Source organism: Pseudoalteromonas sp. Angola-4, assembly GCF_028599265.1.
Classification (GTDB): domain Bacteria; phylum Pseudomonadota; class Gammaproteobacteria; order Enterobacterales; family Alteromonadaceae; genus Pseudoalteromonas; species Pseudoalteromonas atlantica.
Genome location: NZ_JAQREK010000001.1, coordinates 269,390 through 293,114 on the forward strand (window position 1 = coordinate 269,390; position 23,725 = coordinate 293,114).

General features: G+C 41.2%; 20 protein-coding genes. 8 read left to right on the forward strand and 12 right to left on the reverse strand.

Translation table 11 applies throughout. The annotated features are described in order from the left end of the window. Positions 1-94: 94 nt before the first annotated feature. Complete coding sequence (locus tag PSH48_RS01260) at positions 95-1,252, reverse strand: chorismate mutase (protein WP_054982179.1); 1,158 nt, start codon at positions 1,250-1,252, stop codon at positions 95-97. A gap of 358 nt (positions 1,253-1,610) precedes the next feature. Here PSH48_RS01260 and PSH48_RS01265 point away from each other — a divergent pair, with 358 nt between their 5' ends. Further along, positions 1,611-4,625, forward strand: a complete 3,015-nt coding sequence (locus PSH48_RS01265) for a bifunctional diguanylate cyclase/phosphodiesterase (protein WP_273610756.1) — start codon at positions 1,611-1,613, stop codon at positions 4,623-4,625. Between the two features lie 12 nt (positions 4,626-4,637). Here the strand turns inward: PSH48_RS01265 and PSH48_RS01270 are convergent, their stop codons facing one another. Further along, positions 4,638-4,967 (reverse strand): translation initiation factor SUI1, encoded by a 330-nt coding sequence (locus PSH48_RS01270; protein ID WP_029773471.1) that lies wholly within the window; start codon positions 4,965-4,967, stop codon positions 4,638-4,640. Positions 4,968-5,096: 129 nt separating this feature from the next. Here PSH48_RS01270 and PSH48_RS01275 point away from each other — a divergent pair, with 129 nt between their 5' ends. From PSH48_RS01275 to PSH48_RS01290, 4 genes are all read left to right on the forward strand, one after another. Continuing rightward, on the forward strand, positions 5,097-5,402 hold the full coding sequence (locus PSH48_RS01275) for an STAS domain-containing protein (protein WP_004587319.1): 306 nt from the start codon (positions 5,097-5,099) through the stop codon (positions 5,400-5,402). After that, the gene (locus PSH48_RS01280) at positions 5,402-7,051 is read left to right on the forward strand and encodes a fused response regulator/phosphatase (protein WP_029773472.1); all 1,650 of its coding nucleotides are present in this window, start codon (positions 5,402-5,404) and stop codon (positions 7,049-7,051) included. The genes PSH48_RS01275 and PSH48_RS01280 overlap by 1 nt, the downstream gene beginning before the upstream one ends. A 56-nt stretch (positions 7,052-7,107) precedes the next feature. Beyond that, positions 7,108-7,767, forward strand: a complete 660-nt coding sequence (locus PSH48_RS01285) for a GAF domain-containing protein (RefSeq protein WP_055253026.1) — start codon at positions 7,108-7,110, stop codon at positions 7,765-7,767. Positions 7,768-7,847: 80 nt separating this feature from the next. After that, positions 7,848-9,038 (forward strand): amino acid aminotransferase, encoded by a 1,191-nt coding sequence (locus tag PSH48_RS01290; protein WP_273610757.1) that lies wholly within the window; start codon positions 7,848-7,850, stop codon positions 9,036-9,038. A gap of 263 nt (positions 9,039-9,301) precedes the next feature. Here the strand turns inward: PSH48_RS01290 and PSH48_RS01295 are convergent, their stop codons facing one another. The 9 genes from PSH48_RS01295 to PSH48_RS01335 form a co-directional block, all read right to left on the reverse strand. After that, positions 9,302-10,147: a Tim44 domain-containing protein gene (locus PSH48_RS01295; RefSeq protein ID WP_273610758.1), complete on the reverse strand. Its 846-nt coding sequence runs from the start codon at positions 10,145-10,147 to the stop codon at positions 9,302-9,304. 160 nt (positions 10,148-10,307) lie between these two features. Next, positions 10,308-11,060: a DUF3379 family protein gene (locus PSH48_RS01300; RefSeq protein ID WP_273610759.1), complete on the reverse strand. Its 753-nt coding sequence runs from the start codon at positions 11,058-11,060 to the stop codon at positions 10,308-10,310. Next, positions 11,060-11,617 (reverse strand): sigma-70 family RNA polymerase sigma factor, encoded by a 558-nt coding sequence (locus PSH48_RS01305; RefSeq protein ID WP_039972214.1) that lies wholly within the window; start codon positions 11,615-11,617, stop codon positions 11,060-11,062. Before PSH48_RS01305 ends, PSH48_RS01300 begins: the two co-directional genes overlap by 1 nt. 63 nt (positions 11,618-11,680) lie before the next feature. Continuing rightward, on the reverse strand, positions 11,681-13,345 hold the full coding sequence (locus tag PSH48_RS01310; RefSeq protein WP_273610760.1) for a BatD family protein: 1,665 nt from the start codon (positions 13,343-13,345) through the stop codon (positions 11,681-11,683). Further along, positions 13,339-15,240 (reverse strand): vWA domain-containing protein, encoded by a 1,902-nt coding sequence (locus PSH48_RS01315; RefSeq protein WP_273610761.1) that lies wholly within the window; start codon positions 15,238-15,240, stop codon positions 13,339-13,341. Before PSH48_RS01315 ends, PSH48_RS01310 begins: the two co-directional genes overlap by 7 nt. Next, the gene (locus tag PSH48_RS01320) at positions 15,240-16,226 is read right to left on the reverse strand and encodes a vWA domain-containing protein (protein ID WP_024031872.1); all 987 of its coding nucleotides are present in this window, start codon (positions 16,224-16,226) and stop codon (positions 15,240-15,242) included. The genes PSH48_RS01315 and PSH48_RS01320 overlap by 1 nt, the downstream gene beginning before the upstream one ends. Further along, positions 16,219-16,653 carry a DUF4381 domain-containing protein gene (locus tag PSH48_RS01325; protein WP_029773479.1) on the reverse strand — a complete coding sequence of 145 codons (435 nt, stop codon included), beginning with the start codon at positions 16,651-16,653 and terminating at the stop codon, positions 16,219-16,221. The genes PSH48_RS01320 and PSH48_RS01325 overlap by 8 nt, the downstream gene beginning before the upstream one ends. A gap of 2 nt (positions 16,654-16,655) precedes the next feature. Next, positions 16,656-17,600 carry a DUF58 domain-containing protein gene (locus tag PSH48_RS01330; protein WP_004587308.1) on the reverse strand — a complete coding sequence of 315 codons (945 nt, stop codon included), beginning with the start codon at positions 17,598-17,600 and terminating at the stop codon, positions 16,656-16,658. Between the two features lie 3 nt (positions 17,601-17,603). Further along, positions 17,604-18,560 (reverse strand): AAA family ATPase, encoded by a 957-nt coding sequence (locus PSH48_RS01335; RefSeq protein ID WP_004587307.1) that lies wholly within the window; start codon positions 18,558-18,560, stop codon positions 17,604-17,606. Positions 18,561-18,889: 329 nt separating this feature from the next. On the opposite strand from PSH48_RS01335, the gene fadI reads away from it, so the two are divergent. The 3 genes from fadI to PSH48_RS01350 all read left to right on the forward strand — a co-directional run bounded on the left by fadI (position 18,890) and on the right by PSH48_RS01350 (position 23,218). Beyond that, entirely contained in the window at positions 18,890-20,200 is a 1,311-nt protein-coding gene (gene fadI, locus PSH48_RS01340; RefSeq protein ID WP_004587306.1) for an acetyl-CoA C-acyltransferase FadI, read from the forward strand. Next, positions 20,200-22,422 carry a fatty acid oxidation complex subunit alpha FadJ gene (fadJ, locus tag PSH48_RS01345; protein WP_273610762.1) on the forward strand — a complete coding sequence of 741 codons (2,223 nt, stop codon included), beginning with the start codon at positions 20,200-20,202 and terminating at the stop codon, positions 22,420-22,422. The genes fadI and fadJ overlap by 1 nt, the downstream gene beginning before the upstream one ends. Before the next feature lie 286 nt (positions 22,423-22,708). Further along, positions 22,709-23,218 carry a GNAT family N-acetyltransferase gene (locus tag PSH48_RS01350; protein WP_248462515.1) on the forward strand — a complete coding sequence of 170 codons (510 nt, stop codon included), beginning with the start codon at positions 22,709-22,711 and terminating at the stop codon, positions 23,216-23,218. Between the two features lie 37 nt (positions 23,219-23,255). Here the strand turns inward: PSH48_RS01350 and PSH48_RS01355 are convergent, their stop codons facing one another. After that, the gene (locus PSH48_RS01355) at positions 23,256-23,642 is read right to left on the reverse strand and encodes an MmcQ/YjbR family DNA-binding protein (RefSeq protein ID WP_004587303.1); all 387 of its coding nucleotides are present in this window, start codon (positions 23,640-23,642) and stop codon (positions 23,256-23,258) included. Positions 23,643-23,725 lie beyond the last annotated feature (83 nt).

Here is a 23,725-nt window from a genome sequence, read left to right on the forward strand (position 1 = left end):
AATGTGTAGTTACTTAAGCTATACGTTGAAAGCCTTTTAAATGAGCGATTAAAAAAGGGCCTGCTTAGGCCCTTTTTAGTATTTGCGTGTTAGGTTAGGTATTTACACTCACAGCTTGTAAAGACTCACTTTGATAACAGCCTAAAACGCGCACATATTGAGTATGCTCTTTTAGCTCCTCTAAGGCATGTTGCACTTGGCTATCGGCAAGGTTTGCCTCTAAGTCTACATAAAACACTTCTTCCCACGGGTTACCCGGTACAGGACGAGACTCTAGTTTAACTAAGTTTATTTGATGTTGTTTAAACACCATTAACGCATCAGCCAATGAACCTGCTTGTTGTTTAGTAGCCATAATAAGGCTGGTTTTAGTCGGTATTTGTTTAGATACCTGCAGAGGTTTGCGCGCCACAACGATAAAGCGGCTGTGGTTTTCACTTTGATTCGCAAGGTTTGATTTAATCACTTCAAGGCCAACGTTTTTACCTGCCTGCGCTGAGCCAATAGCCGCACTATTTGGCGTATTTAAAGCTGACTGAAGAGCACTTGAGGTTGAATCACAGGTTTCATGTTGTAAATCACCGAGGCCTTGTAAAAAGCGACTACATTGAGCAAATGGCTGAGGATGGGCATAAATCTTAGTTAATTGGCTTAACTCAGTATCTGGGGTAGCAAGTAAGCAGTGCTCTACACTGTGTGTAACTTCACCTACAATTGATACTTGAGCATGTTGTAATAAATCAAATACTTCGTTAATACTGCCCGAGCTGGTGTTTTCTATAGGCAGCAAACCAAAATCTGCTTGGCCATTTTCTACTTTGCCCGTAATTTCATCAAACGAGGTACAGCCAATTTCGACTAACTTGCCAGGGCGGCGGCTAAAGTATTTATGACATGCTAGCTGACTGTACGAGCCTTGCCCGCCTAAGTAAGTAACGCGATGTGTTTCGCTTAATGCATCGGGGTTTAAGTTTTTTTGCAGCATGGCTTGCTGATGCAGCACAGAGTCTTCCAGAATGGTTTGAAAAACGTTATTTACATAATACGCATCTAGACCAAGCGACTTGCCATAACCAATCAGCTTTTCGAGTAAGGCTAGTTCGCGCGCTTCATCACGAATCGGTTTGTTATTCGCAATTTTATACTCAACAACACCGTGGCTAATACGGCGGCGCTTAGCTAATAACACCAATAGATCGGAGTCTATTTCGTTAATGTCGTGTCTGAGTGCGTTTAAAACATCGTTGGTCATTTTGGTTTCCTCATTCCAAAAATAAGTTGCTTAGTGCAACTAAAACAAAAAAGCCTCCCAAGTGGGAGGCTTTGCTATTCGATTGATTTTATCTCACAAACAGTTCAGCCTCTTTTATATAAAGAAGCTAAAAAAAGAAAAAAAAGTGCAAGATAAGATAATTTTCATGCTGTTAATGTATGAGGTGTTACTAGCAAAGTCAACAAGCAAGCCAGTTTAAATAGACATAATGAATAATTATCAGCTCCTAGCTAACATTTAGATAAAATTTACAAATAGTTTATAAATATGAATAGGGATCTGGTATATTTCAGGTATTAGCTAAAAATAACAACAACTAAAATAGTAAGGTTGGCCTGTGGTGTATAGACGCCCTCCATCGCGTTTTGGACTAAATTCTTTAAGTGTAAAGCTGTCGTTGCTTATATCTGCAATTTGTTTAATTGCCGGTGTGTGCGCTGCCGCGCTGATGCTTAAATCTGAAGAGAAACAATTAGTTTTCGAAGAGCATGAAGTACTTAAAAGCTCCACCGAATTACTTATCAGGCAATTTGACGCACTAATCAAAACAAAATCAGCCGTTGCCAAACAGGCTAATAATGTTGTGTCAGAGCAGCTATTTAGTGATAGTTCAGCAATCAATTTATCTAACAAAACCCAGTTACAATTTAATAGCGACGGCACTATACGCAGTGCATCGAGCGACGGCCTTTCAGCCGCATTTCTTCCTCAGCAGCATTATTCTCCTTTTTATAAGCGTTTATTTAATAACTCAGAGTCGTTATGGAAAGTCATTTCACCAACCTTAATTCACGACTTTTTTAATTTTTATATGATCACCAAAGACGATTTCATCCGTGTCTCGCCTCCCAATTGGGCGTTAAACGCACCGGCTGAACTCAGAGGCTCTAATGGTGCAACATTTAAGTATGTACAAAGTGATTTAAACCCCAGCAGAGAACCTGTGTGGTCTAAGGTTTATTACGATAAAGTATGGCATAAATGGGTTATTAGTTTGCTTGTCCCGTTGTATGTTGATAATGAATTTTTAGGCGTGACCGGCAGCGATATAGATTTAAACACGTTGATTTCATTTTTACCTGTGGGCGATAAAGAAAAACATTTACTGGTATTTGATAAAAAAGGCCAACTGCTTGCGCACCCGAGTCTTAACCCAGCGCTACAAGCAAGTTATGGCAGCAAAGATAAAACAATAACAACAAACGAATTTGTTAATCCGCAATTGCAAGCCATTATAAATGAAGCAATTACCATGAAATTACCAGAGTATGCTAATTCGTTTGTACAAAACGATGAAGCACACATTATTAATATTCGTAAAATTGATAAATTAGACTGGTATATTGGGGTTTATAAAAAACGCTCATCAACGCTCTCTGCTCTGCAAGATTTAAAACTGAAGTTTTTTGGCTTGTTTGTGCTTTATGCGGTCTTGGTTGCCTTATTGTTACACCAAGCGCTGTATCAGCTAGTGCTTCGCAGAATTCACACATTAGTACATGCAGTTACTGGCTTTGGTAAAGGGCAATTACTAACCGAATTCCCGCCAGAGAACAAAGACGAAATAGGCACGCTAAACGGCTCATTTAGAGATATGACCGTAGAAATTCGTAAGCTTATAGATGGGTTAAACCAGCGAATTACAGAAAAAGAAATTGCCGAGAAAGCCGCTAATAGGCTCTCTAAAGCCGTTGCCTTCTCAGGAACCGGTGTGGTGATCACCGATGAAAACTTTGTTATAGAATACGTTAACCCCAAAATGCTTGAGATGACAGGCTACCCAGAGAGCCACTTTAACCGCGCGCCGCTGTTGAATATTATCGCATCTGAGATGGCCATTTTGGTTGAAGATATCAATATCGACCTTCGCAGTAGAAACTATTGGCGTGGTGATACCTTGATTCAGGGCAATGATAAACAGCCTATTTGGGTATCGTTAAGTGTTTCTCCTATTCGCGAAGACGGCGGTGAGATCACCAGTTATGTAGCCTCCGCACAAGATATTTCGTTTGTTAAAGAAAGCCAGCGCAAAATGGAGCAGCTTGCGTACTTTGACACGTTAACGGGCTTAGCAAACAGAACCTTTTTTAGAATGCAGCTGCGTAAATCAATGGCTTTGGCTGAGCGCGGCCATTATGCGTTTGCACTTTTTTACTTTGATTTAGATGAATTTAAGCGCATTAACGATACGTTAGGCCATGATGCAGGCGATCAACTACTAATTGAAGTTGCTAACCGCCTTAAAGCACGCTTACGCGCCGAAGATACAATTGCCCGCCTAGGGGGCGACGAATTTGCTGTATTACTCAGTGGTATTGAAAGCCAAGAGCATGCCAGTGATGTCGCAAATACTATTCAAAAAACACTTAATGTGCCTATAAAGCTTGGCAATAACGAAGTAATAGTCAGCGCTAGTATTGGTATTACAATGGCCCCTTACGATAGCCTAGAAGAAGATCAGCTTTTAAAACATGCTGATTTAGCAATGTATGAGGCAAAAGCCAAAGGGCGTAATACTTACCACTTTTATAGCCAAGAGCTGAACGCGGCTGCCAATGAAAGGCTGTTCATTGAAAACGAATTACGCCATGCGATTAAAGAAAAACAGTTTGAGGTTTATTATCAGCCGCAAATAAACTCATTAACTCAGCACGTTGTAGGCTATGAAGCGCTACTACGCTGGTTCCACCCAGTAGAAGGGCTTATATCGCCGACCAAGTTTATTCCTATAGCTGAGGCAACAGGACTTATTGTTGAACTCGGTGAGTGGGTATTACAGCAATCGTGCGAGTTTGCCGTGCGTTTAGCGCAAGATGGACGAGATAACAACGTATCTATTAATTTATCGGCACGTCAGTTTAAAGACGCTAATTTAGTGCCCATGCTCAGCAGTATTATAAAACAAACAGGGGTAAGTGCTAAGCGGTTACACTTGGAGCTTACCGAAAGTATGCTAATGGGCAATGTTGAAGCTGCCATTACGCAATTACACGAACTAAAAGCACTGGGCATTTCAATATCGATTGATGATTTTGGTACTGGCTATTCGTCACTAAGTTACTTAAAACGATTCCCGGTCGACATATTAAAAATTGACCGCTCGTTTGTAAAAGATATCCCTGCTGATTCTAATGACATGGAAATTACCGCCGCTATTATAGCCATGGCGCAAAAGCTTAAATTAGACGTAGTTGCAGAAGGGGTTGAAACGATAGAACAAGTAGAGTTTTTGCAAAATAATAATTGTTATATTGTGCAAGGGTTTTATTACAGCAAACCGATTGCTGAGAGCGAGCTGCCAGTGTTATACAAAAAATTAAACGATGCGCCTAACATTGCTAGTAGCAAATAAAAAGTTGCGGGTTTAGCCACCCGCAATTTTTACTTTAAATTTAAGGGTTTCTAAAATCCCTTTTAATTTTTCGCGATCATCGCCTTGAACTTCAATAATCCCTTCTTTTACCGCGCCACCTTGGCCCATTTTACTTTTTATGGTTTTAGCTAGCTTTTTTAGCTCGTGCGCTTTTGGATCTATACCCACAACCAACATCACACCTTTACCTTTTCGGCCCTTAGTTTGGCGCTCTATGCGGATAAAGCCATCTTTAAATAGTTTTGCAGTGGGTTCTTGCTCAACCTTTGGCTGGCTAATTCGGCCCATATCGGTTGAATATACTAAGCGGTTATCACTCATAATTTACCTAAATAAACGTTTTTATTGATGTATGAAATAATAACAAATTTGCTGGCGAGTGTTTTTATTTTTGCTAAATACTTTTAACAGGTTATATTTAGGTCAAAGGAAATATTATTGGAGTTTATAATGAGTTTAACAAAGAGTTTATCGGTTGATGAAAGTACTTTAACGATACAAATTAAAGGCAAATTTGACTTTAATTTAGTGCAATCATTTCGCCAAGCCTATGCCCAAATTGAGCCTAAAACAAATAAAGTGATTATCGATTTAAGAGAGACCGACTACATGGATAGCTCTGCTCTTGGTATGTTGCTTAACATGAAAAAAACCATTGAAAGCCAGGTACAAACAATAGAGATCAGTAATTGTCAGCCTCAGCTTAAAAAAATACTGCAAATATCACGTTTTGATAAGAAGTTTGATATTAACTAATGACCCACGTACTTATTGTTGACGATCAGGCGCTTAATCGCATCCTGCTCGAAAAAATGCTGCTCGAAGAAAACTATAAAATATCAATTGCGTTTAACGGCTTAGAAGCACTTGAGGTGTTAGAAAAAGAAGCGATTGATATTGTTCTACTCGATGTACTTATGCCGGTAATGGATGGTTTTGAAGCTGCAAAGCTGATAAAGCAGCGATACAACGACGTTTATCTACCCATTATTTTTATTACTTCACTGGAAGATCAAAGCAGCTTTGAGCGTTGTTTAGAAGTAGGCGGGGATGACTTTATTCAAAAGCCGTTTGAAAAAGTAATTTTAAACGCAAAAATTAAAGCGCACAGTCGTACGCGCGAATTAAGTAAAAAAGCCCATCAACAAAACACCTTACTTGAGTATCATCGCAATCAAATAGAGCGCGAGCACGAAATAATTGAGCACATTTTTAATAACTCGCTCGAAAACCAAGATAAGTTTAAAGACCATTTAGACTTTAGCCTTTCTCCTGCTTCTATGTTTAACGGTGACATGTTTTTAGTCGCGCAAAGCCCAATAGGCAATTTATATTGCATGTTGGGTGATTTTACCGGGCATGGGTTAGCGGCCGCGATTGGAGCATTACCTGCATCACGGGTGTTTTACACTATGGTGCAAAAAGGCATGGCTGTTAACGATATCGCCTCTGAGATCAATATATTACTGCATAATTTACTGCCAGAGCACATGTTCTGCGCGGCGACTATTATTGAACTCAGTGCCTCGGGAAAAAGTATTTCAGCCTGGCTTGGTGGCTTACCAGATGCGTATTTAATAAATACCGATGGTGAAGTAAAGCAAACGCTTGAGTCGCAACATATGGCGCTGGGGATTTTAGACCGCGATGAATTTGAATATGAGCTAATTAATTTAGAAGTTGATAAAAACACCCGCTTGGTGCTTTCAACCGATGGCATAATAGAAACTAACAACGACGCGGATATTTTTTATGGTGAGCAGCGCTTTTTAGCAGCACTTAAAAGCAAGCCGATGATCAGCAGTCAGCGTGTTATAGATAATGTAAATACCTTTGCCAATGGCAGTGAGCAATTAGACGACTTAAGCTTAGTGCTGCTTAATTGTTTGCCGCTAACCCCTGAGCCTGAGGCCAAAGAGGCGTATTCTAATTTGGCATTTAACTTTTCACTTAGCTTAAACGCGCAGCAAATTAAATGCACAGACCCTGTGTATGATGTTGTTAATGTATTAAGCAGTGTTGAGGGGCTTAGGTCGCATCGCTCAAATATATTTTTATTGCTTTCTGAGGCGTATAACAATGCACTTGATCATGGTGTGTTAGGCCTTGATTCAGACATAAAAAAACAAGACGATGGCTTTTTTAAATACTATGAATTAAGAGAGCAAGCACTGAGTAAAATGAAAGAGGCGATGATTATTATTGATATGCGTTATTGCCCAGATACCTTGTGCTTGTACTTTATTATTTGTGACTCGGGTAGGGGGTTCTCAAGTGACTCTTCTACACGTACCGAACTCAACGCAGAGTTTGGCCGTGGCTTATCGTTACTCGAAGAAGTGGCAGAAAAAGTCACGTATAACGCAAGTGGTAACCAAGTCGAAATGTGTTACAAGTTGCTATAGCTCAGAAAAAATTTCCATGTTATTATCTAGAAAATTTTAGATGTATGGATGGCCAAATGATTTCTTCTTACCTTGATATTGCGCAATTAAATATAGACCCACAATTAATTGCCAAAGAGCTAGAGCAGCTAGAACAGTATATTGCTGCAAGCGCGCTGCCGTCTGTACGTTGGGAATATCAAATTCCTGAACTCGGTGAAGGCGGTGCGTGTAGTTTGTTTGGTTATTTACAAGATGAGCCATTTAAACTTACTGATCACGTGAGCGCGACTTCTCAAAACGAGCAAAAACTAGCAAACCTACAAAATATAGTTAATTACATAGAGCAGCAAACACAGGTCGATTGGTATGGTATTTATCAAGCGGTTGACACTGAGCAAGGTCCGCAATTATTAAAGCTGGCGTATCAAGGTGCGCCAAGCCGTCCACTGTTTCCTCTTACTGAAGCATTTGCAGCAGGCAGCAATAATGTACAAGTTGCATTGTCTAAGCGCGGGCGTGTAATTAACAACGTAGAAAACTATTTAGCACAAGGTGGCGAGTACTATACGTGCGACCCTAAAGTGAAAGCTGAAACCTGTTTACCCTTATTTAATGAGCAACATGAATGCGTCGGTATTATAGATGCAGAGGCATTTAGTAACGACTTTTTTGATAGCCGTACACTGGCTGTATTAGTTGCGTGCTGCATTAAAATTCCTCACTTTCTAGTGTAAATATCACTAGCCAAGAAGGTAAGCTTTTATGTTAAGCTTACTACAACAGCCAACCCCTAATTAATGATAAGAGATAGCTAATGTTCTCAGAATTAAAACCATTACCAACAGATCCTATTCTTGGCCTTATGGCAGCCTATAAACAAGATACAAACCCTAACAAGATTGATTTAGGTGTAGGTGTCTATAAAGATGAGCAAGGCAACACACCGGTATTAAAAGCGGTAAAAAAAGCTGAAGCATTTCGTTTAGAAAACGAAACAAGCAAATCTTACATTGGTTTAGCGGGTAACTTAGACTACTGTCAAAAAATGGAAAACCTATTACTAGGTGAGCACCAAGCACTTTTAGCAAACCGCGTACGTACTGCACAAGCACCAGGTGGTACAGGTGCACTTCGCGTTGCGGCTGAATTTGTTAAGCGTTGCAATAAAGACGCAACAGTGTGGGTAACAACGCCAACATGGGCAAACCACATTAGCTTGTTTGAAGCTGCTGGCTTAAACGTTAAAGAATACCCGTACTACGATTACGAAAACAAAGATCTATTGTTCGACGACATGATAAACACCCTTAAGCAAGTACCAAAAGGGGATATTGTGCTACTTCATGCTTGTTGTCATAACCCAAGTGGTATGGACTTAAACGAGACACAGTGGAACACAGTTGCTCAGCTTGCAAAAGAAGTTGGCTTTACACCACTTATTGATATTGCTTACCAAGGCTTTGGCTCGTCACTTGAAGAAGATGCACGTGGACTGCGCATTTTAGCTGATGCAGTAGAAGAGCTAATTATTTGTTCATCATGTTCTAAAAACTTTGGTTTATACCGTGAGCGTATTGGTGCGTGTTCAATTATTGCAAAAGACACTGCAACCGCTGATATTTCAAATTCAGTGCTATTAAGCGTTGTTCGTAGTATTTACTCAATGCCTCCAGCGCACGGTGCTGACATTGTAAACACTATTTTAAGCAGCACAGAGCTTACACAAATGTGGCACAGTGAGCTTGATGAAATGCGTAATCGTATTAATGGTTTACGCAGCTTAATTAAAGAAAGCTTAGCAGCAAAAGAGATAGATCAAGACTTTTCGTTTATTGAACGTCAACACGGTATGTTTTCTTTCTTAGGTATTAATAAAGAGCAAATTGCGCGCCTACAAAAAGAATACGGTATTTACATTGTTGGTTCTAGCCGCGTAAATGTAGCGGGTATTAGTGATACTAACATTGAGTATTTCGCAAACGCCGTTGCTGACGTTTGTAAATAACGCTTTTACTTAGCAGTAATAAAAAACCGCCCAGCCTAAACTTTAGGCTGGGCGGTTTTTTTAGCTGCTATTTATACCAATTAGCTAATACCAATCTGCAATAATACTTAATCATTTTACGGGCTAAACGTGTCGCTACCTGCGTTAAAAAGCTCTCATTTAGAACACCTAAATAGCGAATTTTTTGCCGAGCTCTCACACGTTTATCCTCCCTCAAAGTAGATCACTTAATTAAGCGAATTGGTATAACTATAATTACAGCACTATTCGCTATCGATTAAGTCTTCTACGCCTACAATCAGCCACGGTGCATCTGAGGTGGTAGCACGCTCAAGGTGCCAAATCTCTAAAATAGGCTCTTCTTTTTTATCGTCTAAGTCGCGGTATTTGCCTTTAAATTGCACACTTACTTGCCACGAATTTGCTGTTGTTTCAGCGCGTACAAGCTCGCCATCAATAAACATCACCTCAGTCGCTACCCGTTCAATCGCTTCGCGCTCAGTTTTAAACTCTTGAGCTAACGATGGGCTTAAATACTCAGCCATCGTGGCGTAATCAGCATTATTCCACGCAGTTTGCATAGTGTGATAGTGGCTACGCGCGCCTTGTAAAAAGCCATTTACGTCAAAATTAGGGGGTAAATTGAAAGGTACTTGCTCAGTGTGTGCGCTTTGCTGGGTAAAACCACTGTTAGTAAGTTGCTCTGTGGCTGTTTGCTTAAAAGCAGAGTGCCCCGTAGCGTGAGTACCGGCTAATTGCGGGGAGTGGCGAGCGCGCATAAACCCCGTAATAAGTTTAAACAAAATAAAGGCAACGCCTGCTAATAAAATAATTTCTAATAGCTGCATGCCCTCGAAGTTATCTCCTAGCATAGCGGCAATTAAACCGCCGGCTAACAGTCCGCCTAATACGCCGGCCATAATGCCTTTTTTACTGCTTTTTGTCTTGGCTGCAGGTGCTGTGGTATCGGCTTTTTGCTTTTGTGTGGTTTGTTGTGTTGCTGGGGTTGTACCGCGTTTACTACTACCAAACTTTTTGCGTGCGTGTGCATCAAAACTTGCTGTACACAGTAGTGCAAGTAATGAAAATATAACGATGATGTTCTTCATGTAATTCCCTAAGTTAAACTGAGCGGTGAGTATAATTAACTTTTCAGTAAAAATTAATAATTACATTTAAAATCAATTGTTTTGGATGAAAAATGAGCGCTGAATAGGCACAAAAAAACCGCTCAGTGTTACTCAGCGGTTTTTAGTCGTTAAGCGCTAGTTACAGCCAGCGAATGGCATTGGTAACCCGCTCGTTGTACACATTAATTGGCGCGCCGGAATTAGCCACTAAAATAGTATCGGCTTTGTCGCCTCGATTAATATGACCTGCAAAGCGCGAATCATGAAAATCATCTTCGCCAAACCCAAACGACTTATTCTCAGAAGGAACAATAAAGACCGTCATGGGGCCAAAGTCCGACTCAAAAATTAAGTGCAGACCTTTTTCACCTTTAAAGTCGCAAAACATCGCATAAGTAATTTTACCTGGCAGCTCTTCTATATGAGCGCCAAGCAGTGCAAGCTTATCGTTAACGCTTTGTAGGCTAATAGCATTGGTTTTTTCAAGGGCGGTAATCTCATGGTAAACATGGGTTAAAGCATGTTCGCCTGCTTCATGAGCAATGTGTTGCTCTGTGCTAAAAAAGAATGCGCCAATAGCTACAAAAAAAGACGCGGCTAGGGCTAAGTGAACACGGTCAAACTTAAAACGTGAGCGTGCATCTACAACGTTATCTCCAGTTGCTTGCTCTTCTTGCATTGCTTTTTCTTTTAACGAGGTGTTTAAAAGAATACGCTCAGCAAGATTGTCAGGCACAGGCACATCTAACGCATCTTGAATTTGTTTATCAAAGTCTTTCATATCGCTTATAAAGTTTTGTCGCTCAGAGCTCTCTTTAGCAAACTCTAAAAGCTCCTTATCTAAATCGTTTGGCTGCGCAATAGTGCGTCGACGAAACTCAAGTTCATCCATTATTTTGATGCCCCTTTAAGTTGTTCATCATCACGGCTTAAAGCCTCTTTAAGTTGGTTTCTGGCACGGTATAAACGAGTCATAACCGTGTTTTTATTTAAATCGAGAATCTCTGCTATTTCTTCACCAGAGCACCCCATAACAACTTGCAGAAGTAAGGGTTCTCTGTATTCATCAGATAGCAGCGCAATTTGGCGTTGGATAACCGTTTGCTCCATTTCATCATCTAACGAATGGCTGGTTTCATCGACAAGTGTATCGTTTTCTACATCGCTGTAGTCAAACTGCTTGCGCTCAAAGCGACGTGCATTTTCTCTACGCAAAATAGTAAGCAGCCAAGGCTTGGCGGCTTTTTGATCCAATAATGAGTCAAGCGAGCGCCAAGCACGTAAAAACGTTTCTTGTACTAGGTCATCTGCAATATGTGGGTCACGGCATAACCAATAAGCAAAGCGATAAAGCTCCTTATTATATACATGGACCAAGGCTTCATAGCGCTTTTGTTTCTCTGCCATATCAACTAAGACCTGATTATTTGATTTTTTCTTTCCAAGCATAAGTACTTTTTTAATTAAAATTTATTATTTAATGCATGAAAAGACCTAAATTTATCAAACTAGTTAATAAAGGTCTTTTAATACAGCTTGTTGCGACTTTGTACGTTGAACTTGGTGCTGCTCAATTATGTTAATAATAGCATTAAGATCGACATCTGCACTGCTATTTGCATAAAGAGCTGACTGTAAACGGTTAACCTGCGTCGCCAGTTCATCATTATTGATGTTGTGTATTAACGTATCTATCGCAGCCACCTTTTTGCCCGTAAGCTTAATCGCTACCTCATTTATTTCGCTATAAAATGCATTGAGATTATTTGATTTAGCTGCATTTTTAAGCGCGTTTAATGAAAGCGTTTGGGCTTTATTTACAGATACACTGTTATTTTTTTGCTCATTATTAGTAGAACGGCTTAACCAATAAAAAATTGCAGTGATTATCCAAAAAATATACCCAAGCACGGCAACAATAATTAACCAAAGCGGAATAACATTTTGCGGCGCGGCTATTGTTGTATTGGGCTGCTGTGTATTACTTACTTTATTAGCAGGCAAAGTTGGCTCACCTGTATTAAGGTTGTCGTTTGCAATAGCACCTGGGTTTATAGCATTGGCGCTAGGAGTTACCGTTATAGTGCGCTCAGGCAATGTAGCGTAACTAATGCGGTTTATTTTGGTGTTATACCAAGGCAGTGTTATTTCTGGGAGGGTGTAGGTGCCCGCTTTTTGTGGTAATAACGCAAATGACGCTGTTTGCTGAGATACAACCCGTCCGTTTCTTACGGCATTGTTTGTTTCTACATCATCGGGGTAACTGCGAATTCCCGCAATGGTTTTCATATCAATTTCGGGCAGTTGCTCTTTAGTAACCCCTAACGCGGTTAAAGTAATAGTGCGTGTAATAGGCGTGCCAACTTCTACTGTATTTTCATCAGGCTGCCACTGCTCATCAATATTAACTAACTCACTGGGTAGCCATGCGCCTTTATAGTTTGCCGGAATAGGTTTTATCTCAAGTTGCTGATCATCCCCTAAAGCCGACACCTCTAATTGGCGGTAATTTTGCTGTACACGGCCTTGAAACGTAGGGCCAACAATGGTGTATACACCACTTTTTTGCGGTTGTAGTAAGTATTCTCGGGTGATCACTAAATAACGTTTACCATCTACAAGCTCATAGCTTTCGGTTTGTTTACCTAATTGTGTAAGCTGTGCATCTTGCATACTGGGCGTACTTAGGCTGCCATCAAGCAGCTCTTTTGCTAGGTAGAGTTTAATCGTATATACGCCAGCTTCTTGAACAAACAACGAGTCACTTGAGAGCGATGTTTTTAAAAAAATATCGTTATTTTTATCAGCATCGGCAGCGCGCTTTGCCACTTTTAATTTTATTGGCTGCGAGCTTAAACCGGCCACGTTAAATGCCGGAATGGTGTATTCACCTTCATTACGGGTCATTAACTTAACAGACCAGGTTGTTTGCTTATTAATGCTGCCATTTATAATGTTGGTGCGCGTACTTAAACTTGTTGGCCCAACTACAAAGTCTTTAAGTAACACCGAGGTGTCGGGTTGCTCGCTTTTTATTGTGTCGTCCACTGAAATGTTAAGCATAAAAAATTCGCCAGCAAGGACTGGGTTTTTATCTACACTTGCCTCTAATTTGGTGGCGGCCCATGATGGCATCGCACTTAATAGCAATAAACAGCAAAATAATCGCATTACCATGATTTTTCTACTCCTGTAGGGCGACGTTGATATTGTCTTTTTTGGGCTTCTAATTGCATTTTATTCCGTAATAAAATTGCCGGATCGTCCGGTACTTTTCTTAATAACTGGTTAAGCTGCTGGGCTTTTTCTTTCTCTTCGTTGGTGAGCTCACGCGTTTGTGCTTGCGCGGCTTGTTGTTGAGCGTTTTGCTTTTGCTCATCTGTTAACGTTTGCTGCTGCGCTGTTTGCGGCTGAGTATTTTCAGCTTGTTCTTCGTTTGTTTGCTCAGGCTGTTTTTGCTCTTGATTAGCTTGTGGCTGAGTTTCTAGTTCTGGCTCATTTTGTTTATCTGATTGTGAACCCGACTCAGCACTTTGTTGGTCTTGCTCAGTGTCAGACCCATCACTTGGCTCACCTTGCTGATCTTGTGATTGCTCGCCTTGACTTTGCTCTGATTGAGAATCGCTATTTTCACCTTGTTGGTTTTGATCTGATTGCTGATTGTTTTGTTGCTCACTTTGATCAGATTGTTGCTGGTTATCTTGCGAATCACCCTCTTGCTGTTGCTGCTGTTGCTCGAGCAACTGCTCAACCAAAGCTTGGTTATCAGCGGCTTCGCTAAAGTTAGGTTGTAGCGTTTGTGCTTGTTTGTAAGCATCTATGGCTTGTTCTAGCTGTCCTGATTTGGCAAGCGCGTTGGCATAGTTATAAAAACCAGTGGCTGATTTATCTTTACTAAAGGCTTCTAGTGCGGCATCAAAATTACCTTGTTGGTACAATGCAGACCCTTTTAAGCTGCTTGAGTCGGCATTGGCGGCCCGTTCAAAATCTTTATCTTTATAAGCATCAAGCGCTTGCTGATCAGTGTTTTTTAAAAAAGAGGGGAGCTCTAATGCACTTGCCTGTTGGGTTGGCAAAACGCTGAGTACTAAAAAGGCCCCTACAAATGCTGCACTTCTAAATAAATAAAGGCCTAAGGGCAGTAAAATAAGTAACCCATATATACCTGCGTCTATGCGCCACATGGCATGGCTTTGTTTTTCATCTTTTAATAACTCACTGTTGGCACTTGGTGCAAAAATGGCTATGTCACTGCTGCTTGGTTGGTAAAGGGCAAACTTTCCACCACTGCGGGTCGCTAGGCTTTTTAAGCGGCTTATGTTAATGGTGGGAATGACTATTTGACCGTAGCTGTCTTTTAAAAAACCGCCTTCAGGTAATTTAATAGGAGCGCCTTGCTCTGTGCCTACGCCATAAATATTTAGCCGATAAGAAGAATTACTGGTAAAGCTTGTAATATCGCTTTGCTCTTCTTGGTCTATGCCATCGGTGACTAATATTATATCGCCATCAATATAGCCTGCTTGCGTTAAAAGCTCTTTTGCCATATCAAGGCCAGCTAAAACATTAGAGCCTTTGTCGGGCATAATGTCGGGGCTTAAACTCGGAATTAAATTAGTAAGCGTAGTGGCATCGTTTGTAAGTGGCGAAATAGTAAATGCACTGCCGGCATAGGCAACTAAAGCGGTGTCGCCTTCTTTAAATAGCTCAATCATATCGAGTGCTTTAAAGCGTGATTGCATTAAACGATTTGGTGCTATATCGGTACTGTACATTGAGTACGACATATCCATTACAATCACACGGGCACTTTTACTTTGAAATACAGGAACCTGTTTTTCTTCAAAGCTAGGGCCTGCACTAAAAATAATAGCTAAACAGCAAAATACAGCGACCAGCCAAAGTGGTTGGCTGGCTTTAGTGTTTGACTCGTTCATAATAAACGGCGCCAAATGAGGGGCAATTAGGTTATCTGCGCTTTGTTTTTTATGCTTAATAAAGGCTATAAAAAACAACGCAAGTGCAGGTATTAAAAGCCACAAAACAGCGGGACGAATAAATGTAAAGTCCATTAGTTAGGCTCCTTTAATGCACGTAAGGTGCTTAACATTACTTTTAAACTAATGAGTAAAATAGCAATAAGTAGTGGGTAGTAAAACAATGAGCTTTGCGGGCGAAATGTTTGCTCATCTGCGCTAATTGGCTCTAATTTATCAAGCTCTGCGTAAATTTGCTGAAGGCCAGCTACATCTTTGGCTCTAAAATATAACCCACCGGTTTGTTCGGCAATGTCTTTTAACAAGCTTTCATCTAAGCTGCCCCCACTCATACCACCCATATTAAATAGGCTAAATCCACGGGGGTTATCTGAGCCAACACCTATGGTATATACTTTTATGCCTTCCTCGCGGGCAAGGAGTAGGGCATCTTCAGGTTTTAAATTACCTGCGGTGTTTTGGCCATCGGTTAATAGCACCACAATACGGTTACTTTTATCTTTGTTGGCAAAACGCTTTACCGATAAACCTAGCGCATCGCCAATAGCAGTGGCACGCCCAACTAAGCCTATTTGAGACTCGCTGAGCATTTTACTTACGGTTTTAACATCGCGAGTCAGTGGCGTTTGTAAAAATGCGGTGTCGCCAAATAATATCAGGCCTAACCTGTCACCTTGGCGCTGCTCTATAAAGTCACTCAATACCGCCTTTACCATAGTGAGGCGGTCAACATATTGGCCGTTGTAAGCCATGTCTTGTTCGGTCATTGAGCCAGATAAATCGACCGCAAGCATTATATCGCGCCCTTCGTTTGGTAATGAAATAGGGTCGTCTAACCATGTCGGGTTGGCTGCAGCAGTGACCAGTAATAGCCAAAGTAGCCATTCAAAAATAGTTAGTTTACGTGCGCTTTTTTCAAGGCTTTGGCTGGCTAAGTTATGTTTGGCAAAGCTTGGAATACGTAACCGGGTATGTGCGTTACTGGCAGCAGGTTTTAATAATAAAAGTAATAAGGGCAGAGGTAGTAATAAAAACAACCATGGCCAGCTAAATTCAAACATGTACTGGCTCCTTTAGTTTAAATTGCTTTATGCCTTGGCGTAATTTTTCGTTAAGCGCGTCATTGGTTTGCTGCGCATTATACAGGCTTAAAAGCTCATGCTCGGTAAAGCTTAAACCGGTTAAGGTATTAAGTGTGTTACACCAGTTAGCAGTTGATTGCGTTGCTAGGCGTTTATCGTAATACTCTATTACTAAGCGCTTTAAAATAATATGAAGTGTTTGCGCGCTTTGCTCGTTGTGGCTTAAATCGATTGCGTAGCGCTTAGGCTTTTTAAATTTATAATTTTTGTAAAACCAAAAAGCAGCTGCACACAGTGCTATAAACAACAGGGTAATAATAACCCACCAAGCAGGGGCGAGTGGCCACCAACTAACTTGGCTTGGCGCTATTATATCGTGCAGGCCATCGAGTGGATTGGTTTGCATGGTTATTTTCTCACTAATTGCAGCTCAAGCGGGCTGGCTGCATTGAATGATATTAAGTTAAGACCCGATTTAGTTAAGCGATTTAGACGCGTGCTAAATGCTTGCTCGGCGTTTTTTGCAAAGCGTTCTCTAAAGCTTTTATCCATAAGCGGTAGCGCAAAATCTTGGCCGTTGGCATTAACAGTGACAGCGTTTTTAAACGCGGGGAGCGTATGTTCAAACGGATCACTTATATGACAGCCTATCAGCTCACAGTGGCGGCTTAGTATTTCTAATTGTTTAAAGCTTGCATCATCTAAGGCATTAAAGTCAGAGACTAAATACACTAAGCTGCCAGGTTTAGCTAAGTGGTTAAGGCGTTTTAAATTATCGCTAAAGTTGTTGGTTGCTTGTTTATCTATATTGTTAAGTGCTTGCTGGTGGCTGTCGCATAGATTATGACACAGCTTTAATACCGCTTTTTCGCGGGCGCTGGGCTTTAGTTCTAAATGCGAGTGTTGATTAAACACAATACCGCCAATTCTATCTCCGCGTTGACACGCCGACCACGCAACTAGCGCGCTAATGTGCGCAGCCTGTACCGACTTAAGCAGCAGCTTTGAGCCAAATAGCATAGAGTTTGAAAAATCAGTAAATACAAAAACAGGGCGCTCTTTTTCTTCTTGAAAAAGCTTTGTATGGGTTTCGCCGGTACGCGCTGTTACTCGCCAGTCAATAGAGCGAATGTCATCACCTTGCTGGTAATGACGCACTTCGGCAAACTCCATGCCTCGGCCTTTATGGGGCGCAAGGTATTGCCCAGTTAAACTGTTTTTAATTTTAACCTTAGGTGCCAGCTCTAATAACTGTGCTTTAGCTTTGTAATACAGCAGTTCTTTTAGCGCTAAATTTACACCGTGGCTGTGGCTTTCTTTTAGCCACGCCTTTGAGTCTAATTGTGTTTGCATAACTTAGGGTACGGCTACAAGTTCAACAATGCGGCTTATAACCTGATCTTTAGTAATGCCATCAGCCTGTGCTTCGTAGCTTAAAATAATACGATGGCGCAGTACATTATGTACAACGGCTTGAATGTCATCGGGTGCTACAAAATCGCGGCCATGTAACCAAGCGTGGGCACGGGCACATTTATCAAGTGCAATGGTGGCACGCGGGCTTGCGCCAAACTCAATCCAACGGCCAAGTTGCTCATCAAACTTAGCCCCTTCACGAGTGGCAATAATAAGCTGTACTAAATATTGCTCAAGCGGCTCGGCTAAATACAACCCTAAAATAGCTTGGCGAGCGGCAAATAAATCGCTTTGGGTAATTTGTTGCATAACCGCTTGTTGTTCATTAAGAGCTTCACCACGGGTTAACCGGAGTATGTCTAGCTCGTGCTCTGCACCTGGGTAATCAATGCTTAAATGTAATAAAAAGCGGTCTAATTGTGCCTCTGGCAGTGGGTAAGTCCCTTCTTGCTCCAGCGGGTTTTGGGTCGCCATTACCATAAATAAATCGCTTAGCGGGTAGGTGTTTTTGCCTACCGTTACTTGGCGCTCTGCCATGGCTTCTAGTAGTGCTGATTGTACTTTTGCTGGGGCACGGTTTATTTCATCGGCTAAAATAAGGTTATGAAATAAAGGGCCTTTCTCAAACACAAACTCGCTGGTTTGTTGGCGGTAAATATCGGTGCCAGTTACATCGGCAGGTAATAAGTCGGGCGTAAACTGTACGCGCTGGAACGAGCCTTCAATACCTTTAGCAAGGGCGTTAACAGCACGGGTTTTTGCAAGCCCTGGGGGGCCTTCTACTAATAGATGGCCATCCGCTAAAATGGCAATAAGGAGTGCTTGAGTAAGCTCTGGCTGGCCAATAATTTGTGTATCTAAGTACGTTTTTAATTGTTTGAATGCGTTAGCTGCCATAATAAATAGACTTCCTCGTCAGCTGGGTTTGTACCTAATTTATTTTAGGTGATTAATACTGACCTAGTTATAAGGTTTATAAGTGAGTAACTCAAGAGTTAGACTGTATTTTTAAAAATAGTTCGTTATTTTTTAACGGTTTTTAGCGTACCACAAAACTTTGTAAAAACGCGTAAAAAAGCCTATTGTGGTAGTCAATATTAAGCACTATGTATATATCTACCTTTAGTGCTTTTGTATAAATTTGTGTTTATCTATTGGCTTTAGCACACGGGTTGTTTAGAATCGAGGAAAACAAACAGGTCAGACCTGTCAGCGGGAGAGCATAAATGTCTGAGCAAAACATACTAAAAACACCAAAAGGCGACCGTATTGCCATCGTTAGCGGCTTACGTACTCCTTTTGCAAAACAAGCAACAGCGTTTCACCATGTACCAGCCCTTGATATGGGTAAGTTGGTGGTTAACGAAATGCTTGAACGATTAAATTTCGACAAGTCAGAAATCGATCAACTTGTATTTGGTCAAGTAGTTCAAATGCCAGAAGCGCCAAATATTGCACGTGAAATTGTTTTAGGTACGGGTATGCCAGTAGGCGTAGACGCGTATTCAGTATCGCGCGCATGTGCTACCAGCTTTCAGGCCATTGCTAATGTAGCTGAGTCTATTATGGCAGGCTCTGTAAATGTAGGTATTGCCGGTGGCGCCGATTCATCTTCAGTATTACCTATTGGCGTAAGTAAAAAATTGGCAGGTAGCTTAGTTGATTTAAACAAAGCACGTACCTTAGGCCAGCGTTTACAAATATTCTCAAAACTGCGTTTAAAAGATTTATTACCAGTACCGCCTGCGGTTGCTGAGTACTCAACAGGCCTTTCAATGGGGCAAACTGCTGAGCAAATGGCTAAAACACATAATATAAGCCGTGAAGATCAAGATGCACTAGCGCATCGCTCGCATTCACTTGCAACCCAAGCATGGGCCGATGGCAAGTTAAAAGATGAAGTAATGACGGCGCACTTACCGCCATATAAAAGCTTTATTGAAGAAGATAATAACATTCGTAAAAATTCTACAGTTGAAGGCTACGCTAAGCTTAAACCGGTATTTGACCGCCAACATGGCTCGGTTACTGCTGCAAATGCAACACCATTAACCGATGGTGCAGCTGCCGTACTGATGATGAGCGAAAGCAAAGCAAAAGCACTAGGCTACGAAATTTTAGGTTATGTACGTAGCTTTGCGTTTTCGGCAATTGGTGTAGAAAAAGACATGCTAATGGGCCCAGCGCATTCAACGCCTATCGCACTTGATAGAGCAGGTATTACACTTGCTGATTTAGATTTAATTGAAATGCACGAAGCCTTTGCATCGCAAACACTTGCCAATATGAAAATGTTTGCATCAGATAAGTTTGCGCAAGAAAAACTTGGTCGTAGCAAAGCAATTGGCGAAATTAACATGGATAAGTTTAACGTTAACGGCGGCTCACTGGCATATGGTCACCCATTTGCTGCAACCGGTGCTCGCTTAATTACGCAAAGCTTACACGAGCTTAAACGTCGTGGTGGCGGTTTAGCATTAACAACAGCGTGTGCTGCTGGTGGTTTAGGTGCAGCCTTTGTATTGGAGAGCGCGTAATGACAGATTCAGTATTTAATTTAACGGTAGATGAAAACAAAATTGCCGTAGTAACCATTGATGTGCCGGGTGAGAAAATGAACACCCTGCGCGACTCATTCGCTGATGACTTAAAAGCTTTACTTGAACAAGCAAAACAAGAGTCAGTAAAGGGGATGGTATTTATTAGTGGTAAAAGCGATAACTTTATCGCGGGCGCTGATGTAAAAATGCTTGATAGCGTGCAAAAGCGTGAAGATGCGTTAGCAATTAGTGAACTTTGTCATCAAGCCTTTTTTGATATGACAAAACTACCTTATACAACAGTAAGTGCAATACATGGTGCTGTGCTTGGTGGTGGTTTAGAGTTTGCTTTAGCGTGTGATTACCGCGTAGGCACAGATAGCGATATGACTAAAGTAGGCCTGCCAGAAGTACAACTTGGTTTATTACCAGGTGGCGGCGGTACGCAGCGTTTAACTAAAATTGTAGGCATTCAAAAAGCACTTGAATGGATGCTAACTGGCAAGCAAATTCGCCCTAAGCAAGCTAAAAAAGCAGGCGTATTAGATGATGTAGTACCACAAAGCGTATTACTAAAAGTCGCTAAAGAATTTGCCGCTAAGAAAAAGCCAGCAGATAAAGAGCCAAAGCTTGATAAAGTAAGCAAATTATTAGAGTCAAACCCGTTTGGCCGTAACTTTATCTTTAAAAAAGCCAAAGAAAACGTCCTTAAAAAAACCGGCGGACATTACCCTGCGCCGCTTGCAATTATTAAGGCTGTGCGTGCAAGTGTAGAGCTGGATAAATTAAAAGCATACAAAACAGAAGCTGAAAGCTTTGCAACACTTGTAATGAGTGATGAATCTAAAGCGCTTCGCGGTATTTTCTTTGCAACCACTGAAATGAAAAAAGAGTGGCGCAACGACGATGCGCCAGCAATCAGTAAAACCGCTGTTTTAGGTGGCGGCCTAATGGGTGCAGGTATTGCGCATGTAAGCGCAGTAAAAGCCAAAGTACCTGTACGTATTAAAGATGTAGCAGAGCAGGGCATTAGTAATGCCATGAACTACACCTACAAAATTTTAGATAAGCGCCTTAAACGCCGCATTATGTCTAAAGCTGATATGCAGTTAACAATGAACCGTATTACCGGTACTACAGACTACAGTGGCTTTAAACACATTGATTTAGTAGTAGAAGCTGTATTTGAAGATTTAGCCTTAAAGCAAGGTATGGTTGCCGATATAGAGCAGCAATGCCAAAGCAATACTATTTTTGCAAGTAACACGTCATCACTGCCTATTTCGCAAATTGCAGCACAGGCACAGCGCCCTGAAAACGTGATTGGCCTGCATTACTTCTCGCCAGTTGAAAAAATGCCACTCGTGGAGATTATTCCGCACGAAGGAACTTCACAAGAGACTATAGCGCGCGTAGTTAACTTTGCACGTAAGCAAGGTAAAACGCCCATTGTGGTAAAAGACATGGCAGGTTTTTACGTAAACCGTATTTTAGCGCCTTATGTAAATGAAGCAGCTAATTTAATGCTTGCCGGTGAGCCAATTGAAAAAATTGATGCAGCCCTTGTAGAGTTTGGTTTCCCAGTTGGGCCGCTTGCTTTACTTGATGAAGTAGGGATTGATATAGGCTCTAAAATTGCCCCAATTCTTGAAAAAGAATTAGGCGAGCGATTTAAAGCGCCTGATGCATTTTCTCGTATGATTGATTCAAAACGCCTAGGCCGCAAAACGGGTCGTGGCTTTTATGAGTACGATAAAAAGAGCAAAAAAGTTGACGAGTCAGTGTATGAGCTATTAGGTGTAACCCCTGCGCCGCGTTTAAATAAAAGCGAAATTGCTAAGCGCTGTGTATCACAAATGCTTAACGAAGCCGTGCGTTGTTTAGACGATGGCATTATTGCCAGCCCACGTGATGGCGACATTGGCGCTATATTTGGTATTGGCTTCCCACCGTTTTTAGGTGGACCGTTTAGCTATATGGATAAATTGGGCGCCAGCAAGGTTAGCTCTGAAATGTCTACATTAGCTAATAGCAATGCAAATTTTGCCCCATGCGACACGTTAGTAAGTATGGCTGAATCAGGCGCTAAGTTTTATCAAACGCAGCCTGTTGCAGATGAGCCAAGCCCAGCACCTGTTGCTGAACAAGCTATAGAAGCAGAACCTGCTGATGAGCAACCTCAAGAAGAGAGCGTTGACTCACCAAAACAAGACTCGTAAAACAGCTTGATTAAAAAAACCGCATTATATGCGGTTTTTTTATATCTGCTATTTGTAAATATAGAATTCTAGGGCGCAATAATAGCAACCCGCAATAATACTTAATTATTCTGCGGGGATAACGTGTCGCTACCTGTGTTAAAAACGTGCATTTATAAAACCTAAATTGGCAGTTTTTATTTAGTTATTGACAGGTTTTTACCCTCAAATAAGTCTTATAATTAAGTGGCTTGCTATAAAGTATGTTAGCTTATTTTGCAGCTAAGCAGATAAGAGGTAAACCATTATGCAGTTGTTTACAGCACGATTGGCAATGCGCCCGCTTCAAAGCAGTGATTGGCCATTATTTTTGCAGTTACATCAAAATCCTACCGTGATCCGTTATTGCTACGATATGCCCAGCGAAGCGTTTGTACGCAGCCGCTTTGAACAACGTTTAAAAAGCTGGGATAGCACTTCTACTCATCCACTTTGCCTTGTGGTATTTGATAAGCATTCAAATGAGCCCATGGGTGTAACGGGGTTTACATACGAACTTGAGCAAGCTGAGCTAGGCTATTTGTTTTTACCCGCGTATTATAATCAAGGCTTTGCCAGTGAGTCATTGCGTGCCGTGATTGAGTGGGCATGGCAACAATGCGGTATTACACAGTTTAAAGCCGTGGTTACAAAGGGGAATATAGGGTCTGAAAAGGTATTACAAAAGTGTGGATTAACGTTAACTGGCATTAATACGCAAGCGCACACTATTAATAATACACGTTATGATGATTTGATATACACATTAAAATTGTAGCAAATAGGGCTAGCAAGCTAGCCCGTGATGGTGGTTTCTATAGATGTGCTTCAATTGCTTTACGGTCTTTTTCTGGCATATTCTCAACAACTAATTTGAACGAATTATCGATCATTCTTTCAATTTCGCCTTGTGGAATAGAGCCATCTAATATCACCGTATTCCAAAGCCGCTTGTTCATATGATAGCCAGGGATCACCGCAGGAAAAATATCACGCAATTTAAGTGCTTCATCGGGATCGCACTTTAAATTAAGCCACCAAATAGGATCTCCATCATCATTAACGTCTCCATCATTACCTAAGGCAAGGGTGGCAAACATTTTATGATTTACTTTATAAACATCAACCTCTTGAGCAAATGGTTTTGTCACTTGCACCAAGGGCTTCTTTACTAAATACTCATGTACTGTGTTTTGGTCCATGATCCAATCCTTGAAGTCATACTCGGTAGAGATACCATAGCAGTTTTTTTCGCTTTTGATTATAGGTATTTAGTTTTAAATTA

What these genes read in the sequence shown, in the direction of transcription:
- fadJ (WP_273610762.1), top strand. Translation starts at nt 20,200, where the DNA reads ATGACAGATTCAGTATTTAATTTAACGGTAGATGAAAACAAAATTGCC.
- PSH48_RS01300 (WP_273610759.1), bottom strand. Translation starts at nt 11,060, where the DNA reads ATGGATGAACTTGAGTTTCGTCGACGCACTATTGCGCAGCCAAACGAT.
- PSH48_RS01280 (WP_029773472.1), top strand. Translation starts at nt 5,402, where the DNA reads ATGACCCACGTACTTATTGTTGACGATCAGGCGCTTAATCGCATCCTG.
- PSH48_RS01325 (WP_029773479.1), bottom strand. Translation starts at nt 16,653, where the DNA reads ATGCAAACCAATCCACTCGATGGCCTGCACGATATAATAGCGCCAAGC.
- PSH48_RS01330 (WP_004587308.1), bottom strand. Translation starts at nt 17,600, where the DNA reads ATGCAAACACAATTAGACTCAAAGGCGTGGCTAAAAGAAAGCCACAGC.
- PSH48_RS01310 (WP_273610760.1), bottom strand. Translation starts at nt 13,345, where the DNA reads ATGGTAATGCGATTATTTTGCTGTTTATTGCTATTAAGTGCGATGCCA.
- PSH48_RS01305 (WP_039972214.1), bottom strand. Translation starts at nt 11,617, where the DNA reads ATGCTTGGAAAGAAAAAATCAAATAATCAGGTCTTAGTTGATATGGCA.
- PSH48_RS01295 (WP_273610758.1), bottom strand. Translation starts at nt 10,147, where the DNA reads ATGAAGAACATCATCGTTATATTTTCATTACTTGCACTACTGTGTACA.
- PSH48_RS01315 (WP_273610761.1), bottom strand. Translation starts at nt 15,240, where the DNA reads ATGGACTTTACATTTATTCGTCCCGCTGTTTTGTGGCTTTTAATACCT.
- PSH48_RS01270 (WP_029773471.1), bottom strand. Translation starts at nt 4,967, where the DNA reads ATGAGTGATAACCGCTTAGTATATTCAACCGATATGGGCCGAATTAGC.
- PSH48_RS01350 (WP_248462515.1), top strand. Translation starts at nt 22,709, where the DNA reads ATGCAGTTGTTTACAGCACGATTGGCAATGCGCCCGCTTCAAAGCAGT.
- PSH48_RS01260 (WP_054982179.1), bottom strand. Translation starts at nt 1,252, where the DNA reads ATGACCAACGATGTTTTAAACGCACTCAGACACGACATTAACGAAATA.
- fadI (WP_004587306.1), top strand. Translation starts at nt 18,890, where the DNA reads ATGTCTGAGCAAAACATACTAAAAACACCAAAAGGCGACCGTATTGCC.
- PSH48_RS01290 (WP_273610757.1), top strand. Translation starts at nt 7,848, where the DNA reads ATGTTCTCAGAATTAAAACCATTACCAACAGATCCTATTCTTGGCCTT.
- PSH48_RS01335 (WP_004587307.1), bottom strand. Translation starts at nt 18,560, where the DNA reads ATGGCAGCTAACGCATTCAAACAATTAAAAACGTACTTAGATACACAA.
- PSH48_RS01355 (WP_004587303.1), bottom strand. Translation starts at nt 23,642, where the DNA reads ATGGACCAAAACACAGTACATGAGTATTTAGTAAAGAAGCCCTTGGTG.
- PSH48_RS01275 (WP_004587319.1), top strand. Translation starts at nt 5,097, where the DNA reads ATGAGTTTAACAAAGAGTTTATCGGTTGATGAAAGTACTTTAACGATA.
- PSH48_RS01320 (WP_024031872.1), bottom strand. Translation starts at nt 16,226, where the DNA reads ATGTTTGAATTTAGCTGGCCATGGTTGTTTTTATTACTACCTCTGCCC.
- PSH48_RS01285 (WP_055253026.1), top strand. Translation starts at nt 7,108, where the DNA reads ATGATTTCTTCTTACCTTGATATTGCGCAATTAAATATAGACCCACAA.